This is a genomic window from Intestinibaculum porci (assembly GCF_003925875.1).
Lineage (GTDB): Bacteria > Bacillota_I > Bacilli_A > Erysipelotrichales > Coprobacillaceae > Intestinibaculum > Intestinibaculum porci.
This window is the reverse complement of sequence record NZ_AP019309.1, coordinates 437,135-453,486: the sequence shown is the minus strand read 5'-3', so window position 1 is coordinate 453,486 and position 16,352 is coordinate 437,135. Positions and strand designations below refer to the sequence as shown.

18 protein-coding genes and 1 tRNA gene are annotated in these 16,352 nt (G+C 40.6%); 3 read left to right on the top strand and 16 right to left on the bottom strand.

The genetic code is table 11. The annotated features are described in order from the left end of the window. Window positions 1–25: 25 nt before the first annotated feature. The 6 genes from SG0102_RS02255 to SG0102_RS02230 all read right to left on the bottom strand — a co-directional run bounded on the left by SG0102_RS02255 (window position 26) and on the right by SG0102_RS02230 (window position 3,614). Window positions 26–358: a hypothetical protein gene (locus tag SG0102_RS02255; protein WP_125118443.1), complete on the bottom strand. Its 333-nt coding sequence runs from the start codon at window positions 356–358 to the stop codon at window positions 26–28. A gap of 57 nt (window positions 359–415) precedes the next feature. After that, window positions 416–1,231: a metal ABC transporter permease gene (locus SG0102_RS02250; protein ID WP_125118442.1), complete on the bottom strand. Its 816-nt coding sequence runs from the start codon at window positions 1,229–1,231 to the stop codon at window positions 416–418. Further along, window positions 1,224–1,886, bottom strand: coding sequence for a metal ABC transporter ATP-binding protein (locus SG0102_RS02245; protein ID WP_125118441.1), 663 nt, complete (start codon window positions 1,884–1,886; stop codon window positions 1,224–1,226). Before SG0102_RS02245 ends, SG0102_RS02250 begins: the two co-directional genes overlap by 8 nt. Then, window positions 1,883–2,827, bottom strand: a complete 945-nt coding sequence (locus SG0102_RS02240) for a metal ABC transporter substrate-binding protein (RefSeq protein ID WP_125118440.1) — start codon at window positions 2,825–2,827, stop codon at window positions 1,883–1,885. Before SG0102_RS02240 ends, SG0102_RS02245 begins: the two co-directional genes overlap by 4 nt. Then, entirely contained in the window at window positions 2,824–3,225 is a 402-nt protein-coding gene (locus tag SG0102_RS02235; protein ID WP_125118439.1) for a Fur family transcriptional regulator, read from the bottom strand. The genes SG0102_RS02240 and SG0102_RS02235 overlap by 4 nt, the downstream gene beginning before the upstream one ends. A gap of 71 nt (window positions 3,226–3,296) precedes the next feature. Beyond that, window positions 3,297–3,614: a LytTR family DNA-binding domain-containing protein gene (locus SG0102_RS02230; RefSeq protein ID WP_125118438.1), complete on the bottom strand. Its 318-nt coding sequence runs from the start codon at window positions 3,612–3,614 to the stop codon at window positions 3,297–3,299. Between the two features lie 68 nt (window positions 3,615–3,682). On the opposite strand from SG0102_RS02230, the gene SG0102_RS02225 reads away from it, so the two are divergent. Continuing rightward, on the top strand, window positions 3,683–4,015 hold the full coding sequence (locus SG0102_RS02225) for a helix-turn-helix domain-containing protein (RefSeq protein ID WP_125118437.1): 333 nt from the start codon (window positions 3,683–3,685) through the stop codon (window positions 4,013–4,015). Between the two features lie 32 nt (window positions 4,016–4,047). On the opposite strand, the gene glmM is transcribed toward SG0102_RS02225, so the two are convergent. From glmM to SG0102_RS02205, 4 genes are all read right to left on the bottom strand, one after another. Then, complete coding sequence (glmM, locus tag SG0102_RS02220; protein WP_125118436.1) at window positions 4,048–5,397, bottom strand: phosphoglucosamine mutase; 1,350 nt, start codon at window positions 5,395–5,397, stop codon at window positions 4,048–4,050. Between the two features lie 98 nt (window positions 5,398–5,495). Continuing rightward, complete coding sequence (locus SG0102_RS02215) at window positions 5,496–6,221, bottom strand: hypothetical protein (RefSeq protein ID WP_125118435.1); 726 nt, start codon at window positions 6,219–6,221, stop codon at window positions 5,496–5,498. Between the two features lie 307 nt (window positions 6,222–6,528). Continuing rightward, a complete protein-coding gene (locus SG0102_RS02210) occupies window positions 6,529–9,303 on the bottom strand; it encodes a putative bifunctional diguanylate cyclase/phosphodiesterase (protein ID WP_125118434.1) in 2,775 nt (924 codons plus the stop codon). A gap of 184 nt (window positions 9,304–9,487) precedes the next feature. Beyond that, window positions 9,488–9,571: transfer RNA gene (locus tag SG0102_RS02205), tRNA-Leu, on the bottom strand. A gap of 195 nt (window positions 9,572–9,766) precedes the next feature. Between SG0102_RS02205 and SG0102_RS02200 the strand changes: the two genes are divergently transcribed. Together SG0102_RS02200 and SG0102_RS02195 are read left to right on the top strand one after the other, a co-directional pair. Then, entirely contained in the window at window positions 9,767–10,771 is a 1,005-nt protein-coding gene (locus SG0102_RS02200) for a methionine ABC transporter ATP-binding protein (RefSeq protein ID WP_125118433.1), read from the top strand. Further along, a complete protein-coding gene (locus SG0102_RS02195) occupies window positions 10,764–11,420 on the top strand; it encodes a methionine ABC transporter permease (RefSeq protein WP_125118432.1) in 657 nt (218 codons plus the stop codon). Before SG0102_RS02200 ends, SG0102_RS02195 begins: the two co-directional genes overlap by 8 nt. Before the next feature lie 10 nt (window positions 11,421–11,430). Here SG0102_RS02195 and SG0102_RS02190 read toward each other — a convergent pair whose 3' ends face one another. The 6 genes from SG0102_RS02190 to SG0102_RS02165 form a co-directional block, all read right to left on the bottom strand. Continuing rightward, on the bottom strand, window positions 11,431–11,841 hold the full coding sequence (locus SG0102_RS02190) for a GNAT family N-acetyltransferase (protein ID WP_125118431.1): 411 nt from the start codon (window positions 11,839–11,841) through the stop codon (window positions 11,431–11,433). Between the two features lie 41 nt (window positions 11,842–11,882). Beyond that, the gene (locus tag SG0102_RS02185) at window positions 11,883–12,914 is read right to left on the bottom strand and encodes a Gfo/Idh/MocA family oxidoreductase (RefSeq protein ID WP_125118430.1); all 1,032 of its coding nucleotides are present in this window, start codon (window positions 12,912–12,914) and stop codon (window positions 11,883–11,885) included. 87 nt (window positions 12,915–13,001) lie between these two features. Then, window positions 13,002–13,703: an ABC transporter ATP-binding protein gene (locus SG0102_RS02180; protein ID WP_197715095.1), complete on the bottom strand. Its 702-nt coding sequence runs from the start codon at window positions 13,701–13,703 to the stop codon at window positions 13,002–13,004. A 21-nt stretch (window positions 13,704–13,724) separates the two neighbouring features. Next, window positions 13,725–14,498: an ABC transporter ATP-binding protein gene (locus SG0102_RS02175; protein WP_125118428.1), complete on the bottom strand. Its 774-nt coding sequence runs from the start codon at window positions 14,496–14,498 to the stop codon at window positions 13,725–13,727. Continuing rightward, entirely contained in the window at window positions 14,498–15,448 is a 951-nt protein-coding gene (locus SG0102_RS02170) for a branched-chain amino acid ABC transporter permease (RefSeq protein ID WP_231999842.1), read from the bottom strand. The genes SG0102_RS02175 and SG0102_RS02170 overlap by 1 nt, the downstream gene beginning before the upstream one ends. Then, on the bottom strand, window positions 15,449–16,324 hold the full coding sequence (locus SG0102_RS02165; protein ID WP_125118427.1) for a branched-chain amino acid ABC transporter permease: 876 nt from the start codon (window positions 16,322–16,324) through the stop codon (window positions 15,449–15,451). Window positions 16,325–16,352: the final 28 nt, after the last annotated feature.

The window sequence follows — 16,352 nt, the reverse complement described above, 5'->3', positions numbered from 1 at the left end:
GGTATCGCTGTGATACCTCGTTTTCTTATTCACCTAATTTGTGTTCCATCGTGACAGACACGTTTAAATTTTCTTTGTTTTTGGTAGTATAAACATGAACGATGAAAGGACAGTCATGACCTTCATCTTTCGTCATAGAATACATCTTTTCAAAGACTAACTGGGCCACTTCTTCCGGGAAGATGGTCTTCTGAAGAATTGTGGATTTAATCCACTGATCAAGCATTGAATAACTGAATTCAATCGGATTGTAATCGGTGAATTCCACTTCAATCATCATTTTATATTTTTTGTTTTTGATATCGAAACAGCTTACTTCTTTAGCGAGTTTCGTATTGACAGCATGAACATTAAGCATAAGCTTTCCCTCCTTATTGTTGACTAATATTATTGTAATCTCATCAGAAAGAAATTTCTACTGCTTCCGGAAAACTTTTGCATAGGCAATCGCCAATAATAGTGCGATTAAATTGATAATGACAATCATCGCTCCGGTGGGCAGAGAATAAAAATACGATAACACTAAGCCAATGACAAAACAAATGACGGAAACCACCGCTGAAGTGATCATCACTCCTTTATATGATTTCACTAAATAACGCGCGGTAATGGTTGGGAAGATTGTTAAGGAAGAAATTAATAATGCCCCCATCATCCGCATCCCTAAAACGATCACTAAAGACGCTAAAGCCGCTAAAATGGTTTCATAAAACTGCGTATGGACGCCCGTTGAAGACGCAAAATCCTTATCAAAAGTTAAGGCAAAGATCTTATTATAAGAGAGAATATATAAGGCTAACACAATCAGACAGGTGATAATCGAGACAACCATATCACCTTTGGTAATCGATAAAATTGAACCAAAAAGATAAGCGTTCATATCGACATTCACGCCATTTCCTACGGAAATAGCGACGACCCCAATGGCTAAAGCACTCGATGAAATAATCGCCACGGCACTATCCCCATGGAGACGGCCATCATTTAAACGCAGGATAAAGATCGAGGCGATCATCGCAACCGGAATGGCTACATAAAGCGGCGTTAACCCTAATACCACGGCAATCGCAAAAGCGCCAAAAGACACATGGGATAAGCCATCGGAAATCATCGCATTACTGCGTAAAACTAAGGTGACACCTAATAAAGCAGCACAAATCGAGACTAAGACGCCGGTCACTAAAGCGCGGACAATAAAGCCATAGCTTAACATCGTCATAAGCTCAGACATGGTTTTCCCTCCTTCTAAAGATGACCTGATCATCTTCAAACACTAATTCTTTATTACCTAAAGTTTCTTTGCCATGCTCATCATGGGTGATGAGCATAATCGCAATATGTTTTTCCTTATTGAGCTTTTGAATCAGCTCATAAAATTCGGCTTTTGATTTGAGATCTAAGTTATTCGATGGTTCATCTAAGATTAATAGCTCGCGCGTCGCACATAAAGCGCGGGCTAATAAAACCTTCTGCTTTTGCCCGCCCGATAACTCTGAAAAAGCGCAGTTTTTAAGATCTTCAATGCCTAATAAAGATAAACTCTCTAACGCTAAAGCCTTTTCTTCGCGATGGAAGAAAGCCCGTTTACCTAAACGATTAATCGCTCCCGATAAGACGACTTCAAACACCGTGGCGGGAAAGTGAGCATCCACTTTCGTCACCTGGGGCATATAGCCGAGACGATTTTGTGAGAGATGATAGATAATCTCCCCACTCATCGGTTTTAATAATTTTAATAACCCTTTGACTAAGGTACTTTTACCCGAGCCATTTGGTCCTAATACGACAATAAAATCACGTTCTTCAATTTGAAAATTCAAATGTGAAAAGACTTCTTTGCCCTCATAACCGAGTGCTAAGTCTTTCACTTCCACTAAGCTTTTCATGCATTTAATACCTTCCTTAAGACACTGACATTCTTTTGCATCAGATCCACATAAGTCACTCCGTCTTTAAACTGCGTGCTCGTCACATTATGAACACTATTAAATGTTAACACCTTGGCCCCGGTTTCCCCGGCAATCGTCTGAGCGACTTTCCCATTAGACAGTTCTAATTTAAGCACATAATGGAGATGATGCGCTTTGACATAATCAATCAGATAAGAGAGCGTGGCCGCGCTCGCTTCTGTCTGCTCCGCGCAGCCGGCAAAGGCCGCGCGGTAGCTTAAGCCATATTCTTTCACAAAATAAAGGAATGGGAAGCGATCCCCAAAGATCAGTTCTTTTCTTTTTGCGTGTTTCACCACATCTTGAAACGCTGCATCTAACGCTTTGACCTGTTTGATATAAGCCTGCGCATTTTTCATGTAGGTCGCTTGATGACTAGGATCCATCGCAATGATCTTTTTTTCTAAGTTTTGAAGAATATCCACGACATTGGCTGGTGACGTCCAGACATGTTCATCATATTCTGTTTCTTCTTCCTCTTCGTGGCCTTCGTGTTCCTCCTGCATCCCTTCAACGCTTTCTTCTTCCCGTTTAGAAGAGACGAGATCTAACATCTTGACCACTTTGGTTTTCTTCTGATCGATATCATGAAGAATCCCTTCTACCCATTCATCCGAATCCCCGCCAACATAAAAAAACAGATCCGCATTTTCGACCGCAATAATGTCTTTCGGCGTCGGTTCATAAGAATGCACATCTGTGCCGGGCTTGATTAAGACTTTCACCTTATAGCCGCTATTTTTTCCAACAATTGCACGGACAAAATCATAAGCCGGGAAATTGGTGGTGACGATCGTTTTCGTCGGCGAAGAAGACGTGCACCCAGCTAAAGAAAGAGCGCAGACGAAAACTAATAATAAAGAGACTAATTTTTTCATCGCTTCATCTCCTTCTGACAGTCAGCGCAGTACCCCACTAATAAGGAATCACTGCAATCTAACAGAAACCCATGTTCCGCTAATAAATGATGTTTAATTTCATCCATAAAATCGCAATTGAGATGAAAAATCTTACCGCAGCGTTTGCACTGCATATGTAAATGCGTATCACAGTGGGCCTGCCGATCGACATAGCGATAATAACTGACATTCTCATCGGCCAATTTATATTTCTTTAAAACGCCTTCGGCTTCAAGCTTATCTAAGTTCCGATAGACGGTCGTCTTATTCACGTTACAGTCTTCTTCGCGCATCATATTATAAATATCAATCGCTTTGATGCGATGTTCTTCATGATTTTTTAAATAATCCGTAATGATGTCTTTGTACTTCTTCATGAGACTCTCTCCTTTTTGCAACTCATTTGCATTATACACAAAAAGAATGAAATTGCAACTGAATTGCAAAATCATTCTTCGAAATAGTGCTTATAAGCGTCCTGAAACGTCGTCCGATAGGTAATCCCAATAGGCAGGCGTACATCATAATTCAAGAGAAAAACATCATGGTTATCAAAATCATAGAGGTATCTGAGATTGATCGCATACGACTCATGGACACGCACTAATGAAGCCTGCTCACAAAAAGCCGGCAGATGCCCTTTGATGGTATAATGCGCTTTTGCAGTATAGATATGCAAAGTATTTAAATAAGACTCAGTATATATTATTTCATGTTTTTCAAGTTTAATTTCTTTCATTTGATTCATATCAATTATTTTCATCATAACTTACACTCTGTTCGCGGACATCTCCGCAACGTTCTTTGTTAGGTTGAAGAAAAGGAGGTTAAACAATGAAATTTACAGAATTAGGACCGTATTTTAAAGCGTATCGTGAAGCCTTGGGGATCAGTGCCAATGCCGTTGCCACCAATGTGCATGTCAATCATGAAACCATTACAATGCTGGAAAATGGCGAAACCAATATGAAGTTTCTCGGCATGTTAGATGACATGATGAAGTTCTATCATATGGAAGTCATCCCGATTGGGGATCATGAACATCAGCCCTCATTGCATGTTGATTTGAGTCACATCTCACCAGCGCATCGCAAAGTCGTGAAAAAGATCATTGAAGATGAAAACGCTCGTAAACTCGCCCTCAATACGCTAGAAAAGAAAAAGTAATACCACTCAAAAAGCCAGGCATGTGCCTGGTTTTAAATTGCATAACCTTTTTCTTTGATTTTATTGACAACCTTCAAAACATATTCGTGACATAATGCATCGGTAGACGCTTCCACCATCACACGAATCACTGGTTCTGTCCCTGAAGCTCTTACTAAAGCGCGGCCATCACCTTTTAACGCTTTTTCGACGTTATCGACTTCCGCTTTGATATCCGGATCATCTAAGACAACCTTCTTATCTTTCACGCGGACATTAATCAGTAACTGTGGATAGATCTTCACCGGTTCAATTAACTGCGCTAAGGTCTGTTTTTCTTCCATCATCGTTTCGACAATCTTTAAGGATGTCAAAATCCCATCACCAGTAGTGGCGTGTTTAGAGAAGATAATATGACCGCTCTGTTCACCGCCGATGACATTGCCTTCTTCCACCATGTTTTCATAGACATATTTATCACCGACCTGAGTTTTCGCATAACCGATGCCCGCTTCATCTAACGCTTTGTATAAACCGATATTACTCATTACGGTCGTAACGATCTTATTATTGTTTAATTCGCCATGTTTCTTTAATTCCTTGCCACAGACATAAAGAATTAAGTCGCCATTAACGACGCGGCCAAATTCATCCACCGCGATGCATCGATCGGCATCACCATCATAGGCAAAACCAACATCTAAAGCATTGCTGGTCACAAATGACTGTAAGCTTTCAATATGCGTAGAGCCGCAGTTGGTATTGATATTTGTGCCATCAGGCTGATTGTTAATGACATAGGTTTTTGCCCCTAAGGCATCAAAGACTGCTTTCGCAATGGAACTAGAAGAGCCGTTGGCACAGTCTAAGCCCACCTTTAAATCCTTGAATGCTCTGGTTGGAATCGACATTAAGTAACCGATATAACGGTTACGGCCCATCGAATAATCTAAAGCGCGGCCAATATCTTCGCGCTTCGCAAAAGGAATTTCATCGCTTAAGCCATCAATATAGCGTTCAATGCCAGCTTCTACTTCCCCCTGCAGTTTTTTGCCATTGCCATCAATAACTTTTAAACCATTATCATAAAAAGGGTTATGTGATGCGGAAATCATAATCCCACAGTCAAAACCATCACTGCGAACAATGTAGCTTACTGAAGGTGTCGTTGTGACATGCAATAAGTAAGCATCTGCCCCGGAAGCTGTTAAGCCAGATACTAAAGCATATTCAAACATATAGCTTGAACGTCTGGTATCCTTGCCGATTAAGATGCGGGCTTTATGGTTTTTATTGACACCATAATACCAGCCTAAATAACGGCCTACTTTATAGGCATGTTCTACTGTTAAGTCGACGTTCGCTTCCCCACGGAAGCCGTCGGTACCAAAATATTTTCCCATAATTTTATTTTCCTCACTTTGTCTTGTCCATTATAGCATTTATCATGTCATTGTGAAGACTTTTTGATAAAAAGAAAACCCGCCTAAGCGGGTGATCATTACCAGGCTACGGCAATATCTGTCATGCGTGGGTTACCCGCTGCGAATGAACCAGTATCACAAACAATCCCTAAGCCTAATGATGTTTCATAGATGGTGCCGCGTGGACGGACATTGTGGTTAGATGCTAAAATAATATAGTTACCAAACATCTTTACGCCGTCACTACGAACCCAGTAGCTGCCTTTATAACCTTTAGCTTTCATCACTGAGACAACGCGACCCATGTTTAAGTTATAATATGTTTCTTTGCCGTTAGGGCCAACTTTTGTCCCCGCTGAACGCGTTAAACGACCGCCGCGGTAAGAAGCTGCGCGCTGCACTGCTTTGTATGTCGATGTGCCTTCCACATTACCGCTTGTTTCTGGAGCTACAAATTTATAGAAAGAAGTCCCATTACGACGATAAGTCTTTTTATAAGAAGCCGCTAAAGCTTTGGCTTTTGCTTTGGCTGCTTTGGCTTCTTCAGCTGCTTTTTTCGCTGCCGCTTCTCTAGCCGCTTTTAATTTTGCCATCGCTTCTTTAGCGGCGGCTTCTTTTTCTTCCACAGTTTCCACTTTATGGACATCATCCACCGCTTTTAATAACTTTTGAGAACTTGCTAAAGCTTTGGTATCCACGCTCTGAGCATAAGCAGGATTTTTCGCAATAGAGGCATCAGCCACGCCAACCATTGTCATCACTGTTAATACGGCAACTAAAAATTTCTGTTTATAATTCTTCATAATGGAACCCTCACTTTTTATTTCTTAAGCATTTCTTTCAATGCTCTTAAGTTTTTCTTTCAAATTTCTTAAGTATTTCTTAAGATGCCTCCATTGTACCCAAAATCTTTGATTCGTCAAGCAATTTTCCCACATTTTCATAAAATGTTGGCATTTTTAGCCATTTTTTTGCATTTTCATAAGCAATTTTAGGGTTATTTCTTAATTTTATCTTAAGAAGTTCTTAAAAAATTAGTATTAAAAAAGTGCTATTTCTTAAGAATTTCTTATAAAAAAGACCCTAATTCTTAAGAATTGAGGTCAAATCTTATCCTAATTTCCAATTTTCATTTTCTTCCATGATGGATGTCTTAATCAGTTCCATCACAATATTCTGGTTCTCTCTTGGGAGCAGTAATTCGGTATAGAGTTTCCATTCATACCGTCTATTTTTTTCATTGTACGTGCGGAAGCGATCACTGATCGTGCCATACTTGGCATCACGAATGCGATTGACTAAAGAATGACTTTCCACAAAGTCCAGATACCGCTTTTGATCATCAGGATGAACAAAGCGATGGGCATAAGATAAGCGGAAATCATCCACATTTTGTTTACGGTTAATACCTGATTCAAAAAGCGCGCCTTTTTCGATAAAGCCATCGACATAATTTTCATTGAGATGGACGATATTTACAATATCATAAAGCTGGACCATCTCCGTCACAAAGCTGTTTAAACCTTTGATATAGTGATGACGATCATCCATGTAGGCTGCATCAATACTTAATTCAAAGATGGATTTCTCTTTACAGCTGACCACCTTCCGGACATTGAGGAAAAGCATATAGCCTTTTTCCATAGAAACCGTCGTAATGGTGCCATCACGACTATCCTGAGCTTTTAAGCTATCAAAATAATTTTGCAGAGCATCATAATCCTCAAAGCTTTGACTATAGCCAAACTGCTTAGCAAGATCCATATAGGCTTTATTATAGTAGAGATAATGATAACCATGCGCTTCTTTTTCTAAGAGCGCGAGCGCATCGGCTTTGGTGAGTTCGATTGCCCCAGCCTGGCGATAGTAATCCATTTCTTCCCTCTTTTCGATGGTGATCTGATGGTGTTTTAAATGTTCACGCAGCGTATTTTTCGGCATCGGCTTGCCAAAATAATAACCCTGCACTTTTTCACAGCCGATTTCTTTTAAGAAATCAAACTGCTCTTTGGTTTCCACCCCTTCGGCCAAGGTTTGGATCCCAATCTTTTTCGCCATCGCGACCACTGAGGTGATAATATCCTTTGAACGTTTCGTAAAGCTGGACATAAAAGCCATATCTAACTTTAGCTCATCAAAGTCATAGTCTTTTAATAAGTTCAGGGAAGAGTAACCTGAGCCAAAGTCATCCATCCATACCTGATAGCCTGCATCTTTAAAACGTGTAACCTGATCCCGCACATAACTGCTGTTGGCAATGATTGATTCGGTGATCTCGATATAAATCATCGAACGCGGAATCTGATACTGGGCTAAGGTTCGCTCCACTTCAGTAAAAATATCACTGGTGATAAAGTCTAAGCGGGATAAGTTAAATGATACTGGAACAACACTTAGCCCTAGATTCATCGCATTACGCATATCCATACAGATCTGTTTAATAACATAAAGATCTAAATGGACAATCTGATGGGTTTCTTCTAAGGCACTGATAAAATCACCTGGATTGAGCATTCCATAATGGGGATCATCCCAGCGGCTTAAAGCTTCCATTGAACATAACTGCCCGGTTAAGGTGCGAATAACCGGCTGATAATAGACTTTTATGTCATGATGTTTCAAAGCGTCATCAAGATGTTCAATAACAAAATCATAGATCTCGGCATGTCTGGTGAGTGATTCATCATAGATACGGAATAACTCATTAGGTTCTGATTTGATCGCGTCACAAGCTAATTTTGCCTGATCACAGGCACTCATAATATCTTTGACATCTTTCGTTAAATAACAGATACCCCCACGGACATTGGTCGATAAACCGCGTCCTGCCGTTTCTATCTGTTTTTCTACTTGCCTCAGTCGCTCGGTTAGCTGATCATCCCCCGTGATCACGACAAAGTGATCTTCCGAGAACTTAAAAACATAATCCTGCGGAAAAGTTCTTTCAATAATGCGGGCAAGATCGCTTAATAAGCGATCCCCAGCCGTAAAGCCATAGGTATGGTTATACCCCTTCATAGCGCGCACATCTAGAAAAAGAACAATCGGATGCGCGTAGCGATCAAAAGCCTCATTCAAAATACTCTGACTCTCAGAGCGTAAATACGTCATATTCGGTAATTTAGTCATCGCATCATAGTAGTAGAAATCAAATGGCCGCAAATGAATCATCAGACGCGGCTGATGATGCCAGGTGATCGCACTGACATGAAGAATCATATCTTTATCATAGCCGCTTGCCGAAACAATTCCCCCATGATGATAAATCACATTATGCAAATCAATAGGCTGCCCTTTTGCGTCAATAAGGACATTTGTGAAATAAACGGTATTATGATGTCCTTTCTTAAGCAATGTATTCATGGCCTGATTGCTTATTTCGATTTTAAAGGTATCCGAATTGATAATCGCAAAGGCATCCACCCGGTTATCAACAACCTGAAATAAAGACTTCTCATATGCCCCCTGCACACTTGATTCTTTATCTAAAACAGCAGTCATATCATCATAACCGATCAAAACAATGCGCTGCCCGTTAATAATCTGATCAGAACCTTTGGCATGTAACATGGCATAAGCATCCTTGCCATACAGACGCTTACGATAAATAATATCTAAACCATTGCTTTCTCCACGGATATAAGATTGAATTTCCGCTTCCACACGTTCCTGATCATCAGGATGCGTATGCTTTTCTGCATTCATCTCCATTCTTTTGACAGCTTTTTCTCTTGTCATTCCCGGCTCCATCAGATGAATCAAACCATTGGATACGACTAAAACACGAATCACTCCGTCATAATACTGATAAATGGCAAATGCGGAATCTAGTTTTTCTAATGTCTCTTTCACTTCTGTAGGAAATAAACTGGTTGCACTTTCCATAAGTATTCCTTTCCGGGCCACTTTTTGGTCTCATATAAATCATATTTATGAATGTAATAATTCTCATGAACTCTATATTTATTTTAATCTATTTATGAAACAAAATCCATGTAAAAAAACTTATAATTCTATTATTAAATCAATATAAAAAAACTGCCGGAAACCCAGCAGTTTATCACTAAGATGGTGCTCGAGATGGGATTTGAACCCACACGGCATAAACCACTAGTACCTGAAACTAGCGTGTCTACCATTCCACCACTCGAGCAGCATAAATATTCTACCATAATTCTCCCTCAAGTCAATCATTTTCCCAAAAATCATGCTCAGCAGCCTGAAATGCAGACGCTATTAATAACGTGTTATAGTTTATAGAAATAGTCTTATTCATTGACGAATGTGTCATAGCTTGGTACTATAGCCATATTAATGGTTATGATACATACAAAGGGGGAAATTTGATATGGCAGAAATAGATATTGTCAATGTCTCGAAAACATTCTCCACTGAAGAAGGACAAGTTCATGCTCTGAAAAATGTCAATCTTTCTATTGAGAAAGGTGATATTTTTGGGATCATTGGGATGTCAGGAGCGGGGAAAAGTACGTTAGTACGATGCCTCAACTTCTTAGAGCGTCCAACTTCTGGGGAAGTGATTGTCCAAGGGACAAAACTCAGTTCATTGAGTGAAAAAGAGTTACGCAGTGAACGTAAGAAGATCTCAATGATCTTCCAGTCATTCAACTTATTAATGCAGAAAAGTGTTTTAGATAACGTTTGTTTTCCATTACGCTTAGCCGGCGTCAAAAATGACGAAGCAGAGAAAAAAGCGAAGGATTTACTAGCGTTAGTGGGTTTAGCGGATAAAGCCAAAACCTATCCAGCGAAGCTTTCTGGCGGCCAGCAGCAGCGTGTAGCGATCGCCCGCGCGCTCGCAAGTGATCCAGAAATCTTACTGTGTGATGAAGCGACCAGTGCCTTAGACCCAGCGACAACAACGCAGATTTTAGAATTATTAAAAGATATTAATGAAAAGATGGGCATCACGATTGTGATCATCACCCATGCGATGAATGTTGTCTCTGATATTTGTAAACACGTCGCTATCATGGAAAACGGTGAAGTGCAGGAATGTGGCCTGGTATCTGAAATCTTCGCGCATCCACAAAGTGATGTCGGCCGTCGTTTGGTCTTAAAAGATGTCAAAGGAGCAGGTTTAGAAGAACTCAAAACCAAAACGATTTATCGTCTCACCTTCGATCATCAGTCAGCCTTTGAACCAGTTATTGCCAATGCGATTCTCAAGTTCAATACCCCGATTAATATCTTAGGGGCAACCACGAAAAATGTGAAAAACATTGCCGTAGGAGAAATGATCGTTGGTTTACCTGAAGAGCAAGCGAGTGATATTGTGGCTTACTTCAAAGAAAGAGGATTAGCAGTTGAGGAGGTGCAGATCAATGGATAGTTCTACCATTAATATGATTATTCAAGGGGTTGGAGAAACCCTCATCATGGTTATTGTCTCAACCGTTTTAGGCTATGTCATCGGAACGCCATTAGGAATTGTCCTGACTGTCACGGATGATAATGGGTTAAAACCTAATGCCAAAGTCTATCGCGTCTTAGACTTTATTACGAACATCTTACGTTCGGTGCCATTCTTAATTTTATTAGTTGTCATTATTCCTTTAACCCGTATTATTGTGGGAAAATCTTATGGAACAATGGCGACTTGTGTCCCATTAACTGTCTCAGCCTTCCCATTTATCGCCCGCATGGTTGAATCTTCTTTAAAAGAAGTCGATCCCGGTGTTGTCGAAGCGGCGCAGTCCATGGGTGCCACCAACTGGCAGATTATCATCCATGTCTTAATGGTTGAAGCAAGAACTTCCTTAGTTTCTGGAGCAACGATTGTCTTTGCGACGATCTTAGGTTATTCCGCAATGGCTGGCGCTGTCGGCGGCGGCGGTCTTGGTGATATTGCCATCCGTTACGGTTACTATCGTCGTGAAGAATTAACGATGTGGGTAGCGGTTATTCTGTTAATGCTGCTGGTGGAAATCTTCCAGATCATCGGTAATGCGATTGCGAAAAAGATTGATAAAATTAATTAAAAGACGATTCCTAACGAATCGCCTTTTTCATTTGGATATGTGGAACGCCTTCATCATCATAAGGTTCGCCAAAAGCACTAAAGCCATTATTTTCATAAAAAGCCTGCGCTCTTACCTGAGCAGATAAATACACTTCATCCGTCTCTTCTTTTAATGCCTCAATGGCATAGTCTAATAATTGAGAGCCTAAATGAGCCCCGCGGTATTCGATCAGGACGCAGATGCGGCCAATATAATACTTCCCATCTTTTTCATAGAAACGACAGGTGGCAACGGGATTATTCTGCGAATAAATCACGATATGCTTCGCTTTTTCATCAATATCATCGAACTCATTTTGAAAGCCCTGTTCTTTCATGAAGACCATTTTACGAATAAAACGGGCATCGGGATGTAAGTAATCATAAATCTGATGATCCATCTTTCTTCCTCCTTATACCCCTATTATAACGTACTAGATCTCTAAAAGCACTGCTTAATGCCTTCTTCAAGAAAGGCTAACTGCGTGAGCGTTTCTTCTGGTTTGACTAATAATGGTGCCTCATTGACTAATGAATCATAAACGGCATCATAATAGCGGGCATAATCACCATTCACAGGTTTAATGACTTCTTCATGATAATCCCCATGGTCATCATAATAATAAACAGTGCCATAATCACTTGGTAAATCAATGCCAAAATCAGGATGATCAGGGGTTGGCATATAGAATCGTTTAAGATCAAATTCCTGACGATCTTCGCTTTGTTTAATAAAAGTTCCCTTCGTGCCATAGACGGTGAAACGTGGCCGCGCTTTGACGCGGAAATAAGAAGACTGAACTGATACTTTTAAGCCTTTATCATAAAATAAATCTAAATCAAAGTAATCATTCATCCGCCCTTTGCCAAGTAACTGACGCACTTCAAAGTGATGATTCTTCGGCATGCCAAAATAAGAAAGGGCCTGATCTAAGGTATGGCAGGCATGACCATAAAGATAGCCATGATAAGGATCAAAATGATGCGCGTTTAAAGGGACATCAGGGCGATAGTAGTCATAGCACATATTCACTTCTAAAATATTGCCTAATAAGCCTGATTCTATAACCTTTTGCGTGGTTAAAAAGTCACTGTCAAAGCGACGATTCTGAATAGCCATGCAAAGCAAATGCTTTTCCTTAGCGAGATCAAAAAGTTCTTTAGCCTGCTTATATGTATCTGTAAATGGTTTTTCACAGACAACGTTTTTTCCATGTTCTAAAGCCATCTTAGTATATTCATAATGCATGACTGGTGTCGAAACGACAATCAGATCAATATTCTCATCCGCAAGCACAGCTTCTAAGTCATCGGTGTAAGTGACACCAGGAATCTTTTCCCACTTTATATGATCTAAATGACGGGCAAAGATTTTGGTTATAGTAAACTTCTCTGGCCGTCTTAAAATAAAGGGCGCCTGGTAACGGTGGGTACTTTTCCCAGCCCCAATAAATCCCACATGGATTGTTTGCATAATATCACCTCACTTTTATTTTATAGAAAATAAGGAAGAAAATGATATTTTTCCAGGGAAAGAAAAAAGTGTTTCGAAAAACACTTTTTATCCAAGGTATGCTTCACGGACACGTGGGTTGTTAGCCACTTCTTTGGCATTGCCGGAAACGGTAATATTCCCTGTTTCAAGAACATAGGCTTTATCCGCAATTTGTAATGCTTTAGAGGCATTCTGTTCTACTAATAAAACAGTTACGCCTTCTTTTTCATTGACGGTTTTGATGATATCAAAGATTTCATTGACTAAGATTGGTGATAACCCCATTGATGGTTCATCAAGCAATAACAGCTTTGGTTTTGACATCAGGGCACGCCCCATCGCTAACATCTGCTGTTCCCCGCCGGACAGGGTCCCCGCTAACTGTTTGCGACGTTCTTTTAAACGTGGGAACAGTTCATAGATATGCTGGATATCGGCATCAATCTTATTATCATTTCTTAAGTAAGCGCCCATTTCCAAGTTGGTTTCAACACTTAACTGCGCGAAGACACGACGGCCTTCAGGTACCTGGGCTAAGTGTAAGCCGACAATCTTATGCGCCGGCATTTTGGAAATATCTTTGCCATCAAATTCAATCAGACCGCTTTTAGAGTTCAGTAAGCCAGAGATCGCATGCATCGTAGACGTTTTCCCGGCACCGTTCGCACCGATTAAGGCCACGATTTCTCCTTCGTTAACGGAGAAGGAAATGCCTTTAATGGCTTTGATGACACCATAATGGACTTCCAGATCTTTTACATTTAGCAACATTTTTTTCCATCCACCTTTCTAGTCATCACTGCCCAGATAAGCTTCAATGACATCTGGATTGTTTTTAATCTTGTCAGGGGTATCGAAAGCTAACATCGTTCCGAAGTTCAGAACGGCAATCTTTTCACAGATCCCCATGACTAGTTTCATATCATGTTCGATTAACAGAATTGCAACATTGAACTTTTCTCTTACTAATTCAATGGTTTTCATTAATTCTGCCGTTTCCGTTGGGTTCATCCCCGCAGCTGGTTCATCGAGTAATAATAACTTTGGATTCGTGCCTAATGCGCGGGCAATTTCCAGCTGACGCTGTTTCCCGTATGGTAAGTTCGAAGCTTTTACATCTGCGTATGCTTCTAAGCCAAAGACCGCTAAGAGTTTACGCGCATCCTGATCCATCTTTTCTTCCCCTTTGAAATAACTTGGGGTATGGAAGATGGCACTTAATAAGTTGTATTCTTCAGAATGATGCAAGCCGACTTTAACGTTATCAATAACGCTCATTTCTTTGAATAAACGGATATTCTGAAAAGTACGGGCAATGCCTAATTCGGTGATTTTGGTTGGGGATTTATGTGCTAAAGACTGACCTTCAAATAAGATCTGACCACTTGTTGGTGTATAAACCCCAGTTAACAAGTTGAAGATGGTCGTTTTCCCAGCCCCGTTAGGACCGATCAAACCAAATAATTGACCATGATCAATTTCAAAGTTGAATTCATCAACGGCTTTTAAGCCCCCAAACTGGATGCCTAAACCTTCTGTTTTTAATAATGGTGTGTTACTCATTATTCACTCACCTCCGGATTCTTTCTGTGGAAGCTTGGCAGCTTAGCACGTAAAGCGATCCCGGCATCACTATGCTTTAATAACATCGCAGCGATTAAGACGATCGCATAGATAAGCATACGATACTGCGAGAAGCTCATTAATAATGATGGGATAATCGTTAATGCGACAGCCGCAATGATGGAACCCGTTAAGTTCCCCATACCGCCTAATACGACCATAACGAGGATTTCGACAGATTTATTGTAGTCGAAATATTTCGGTACTAAGACACCGATATAGTGTGAATATAACCCGCCTGCTAAGCCGGCAAATAAAGCGGAAATAGCGAAGGCTAAGATTTTGTAGTAGACATTGTTAATGCCGGATAATTCAGAAGCCGTATCATCTTCACGGATGGCGATGATGGCACGACCATGACGAGAATGGACAATGGAATAGACAACGAAAATCGTTAAGGCCATCAGCCAGAACACCCAGCCAAATGTTGTTTCATTAGGAGTCCCAATTAAGCCTTTAGCCCCATTGGTGATGTTTAAGTTGACCATGATGACACGGATGATTTCGTTGAAAGCTAAGGTGATGATACAGAGGTAGTCACCTTTTAATCGTAAGATTGGAATACCGATTAATAACCCGACAACCCCCGCCGCTAATGCGCCGATAATCAGGGTAATAGGGAATGGTAACCCTAAATGAATAGATAATAAGGCACTCGTATAAGCGCCGACAGACATAAAGCCAGCATGTCCTAACGTTAACTGTCCTAAGTAACCAGTCGCTAAGTTCAGGGATACGGCTAAGATAATGTTAATGCCGCAAAGTAAGAAGATCCCCTGCCAGAAGCTGTTGATCACACCCGTTCCCATGAGAACCTGGAAAATGATGAAGGCAACGACATAAATGACAACCTGCATAATGATCTGACGTACTAATTTCTTTTTCATCATTTACACCTTCTCTCGGACATTTGAACCAAATAAACCAGCTGGTTTAATGATTAAGATTAAAATTAAGATTCCAAAGACAACGGCATCAGAGAAATCTGATGAGATGTAGGCAATGGTTAAGGATTCGGCAACCCCGATCATTAAGCCCCCGATCATCGCCCCAGGAATCGAACCGATTCCGCCTAAAACGGCTGCGATGAAGGCTTTGATCCCTAACATCTGACCGATGTATGGGTTGATTAATGAAAATTTACAGCCATAGATGGTCCCTGCGACAGCCCCTAAACCAGAACCGATCGCGAAGGCTAAAGAGATTGTCGAAGACACGTTGATCCCCATTAAAGAGGCAGCGCCATTATCTTCCGAAACAGCTAACATGGCTTTTCCTAATTTGGTTTTATTAATGAATACCAGTAATAAAGCTGTACAAATAGCTGATATAATTAATGTAATAATAGTAATGTAAGAGATTGATAAGCCACCAAATTTAATATCACCAGATGGCATAATCTGTGGGAATGTACGTCCGCTAGACGTGAATGCTAATAAGAAAATGTTCTGCAGTAAGTAAGAGACACCGATGGCGGTAATTAATACTTCCAATGAGCCTTTACCACGAAGTGGCTTATAGGCAACCTTTTCTGTCACAACCCCCAGTAATGCCGTTAAAACGATCGAGATTAACACTGCGACCACTGCTGGCAAATGGAATGTCGAGATACAGATCAGGGCAATATAAGCCGAGACCATGATGATTTCACCATGGGCGAAGTTGATCATTTTACCGATCCCGTAAACCATCGTGTAACCAATGGCTACTAAGGCATACATGGAACCAGTTGAAAGACCATTAATGATCTGGTTTAAAAAGTCCATACTATTTCCTCCCCTAATATTTAAAAAA

What these genes read in the sequence shown, in the direction of transcription:
- SG0102_RS02255 (WP_125118443.1), bottom strand. Translation starts at nt 358, where the DNA reads ATGCTTAATGTTCATGCTGTCAATACGAAACTCGCTAAAGAAGTAAGC.
- SG0102_RS02250 (WP_125118442.1), bottom strand. Translation starts at nt 1,231, where the DNA reads ATGTCTGAGCTTATGACGATGTTAAGCTATGGCTTTATTGTCCGCGCT.
- SG0102_RS02245 (WP_125118441.1), bottom strand. Translation starts at nt 1,886, where the DNA reads ATGAAAAGCTTAGTGGAAGTGAAAGACTTAGCACTCGGTTATGAGGGC.
- SG0102_RS02240 (WP_125118440.1), bottom strand. Translation starts at nt 2,827, where the DNA reads ATGAAAAAATTAGTCTCTTTATTATTAGTTTTCGTCTGCGCTCTTTCT.
- SG0102_RS02235 (WP_125118439.1), bottom strand. Translation starts at nt 3,225, where the DNA reads ATGAAGAAGTACAAAGACATCATTACGGATTATTTAAAAAATCATGAA.
- SG0102_RS02230 (WP_125118438.1), bottom strand. Translation starts at nt 3,614, where the DNA reads ATGATGAAAATAATTGATATGAATCAAATGAAAGAAATTAAACTTGAA.
- SG0102_RS02225 (WP_125118437.1), top strand. Translation starts at nt 3,683, where the DNA reads ATGAAATTTACAGAATTAGGACCGTATTTTAAAGCGTATCGTGAAGCC.
- glmM (WP_125118436.1), bottom strand. Translation starts at nt 5,397, where the DNA reads ATGGGAAAATATTTTGGTACCGACGGCTTCCGTGGGGAAGCGAACGTC.
- SG0102_RS02215 (WP_125118435.1), bottom strand. Translation starts at nt 6,221, where the DNA reads ATGAAGAATTATAAACAGAAATTTTTAGTTGCCGTATTAACAGTGATG.
- SG0102_RS02210 (WP_125118434.1), bottom strand. Translation starts at nt 9,303, where the DNA reads ATGGAAAGTGCAACCAGTTTATTTCCTACAGAAGTGAAAGAGACATTA.
- SG0102_RS02200 (WP_125118433.1), top strand. Translation starts at nt 9,767, where the DNA reads ATGGCAGAAATAGATATTGTCAATGTCTCGAAAACATTCTCCACTGAA.
- SG0102_RS02195 (WP_125118432.1), top strand. Translation starts at nt 10,764, where the DNA reads ATGGATAGTTCTACCATTAATATGATTATTCAAGGGGTTGGAGAAACC.
- SG0102_RS02190 (WP_125118431.1), bottom strand. Translation starts at nt 11,841, where the DNA reads ATGGATCATCAGATTTATGATTACTTACATCCCGATGCCCGTTTTATT.
- SG0102_RS02185 (WP_125118430.1), bottom strand. Translation starts at nt 12,914, where the DNA reads ATGCAAACAATCCATGTGGGATTTATTGGGGCTGGGAAAAGTACCCAC.
- SG0102_RS02175 (WP_125118428.1), bottom strand. Translation starts at nt 14,498, where the DNA reads ATGAGTAACACACCATTATTAAAAACAGAAGGTTTAGGCATCCAGTTT.
- SG0102_RS02170 (WP_231999842.1), bottom strand. Translation starts at nt 15,448, where the DNA reads ATGATGAAAAAGAAATTAGTACGTCAGATCATTATGCAGGTTGTCATT.
- SG0102_RS02165 (WP_125118427.1), bottom strand. Translation starts at nt 16,324, where the DNA reads ATGGACTTTTTAAACCAGATCATTAATGGTCTTTCAACTGGTTCCATG.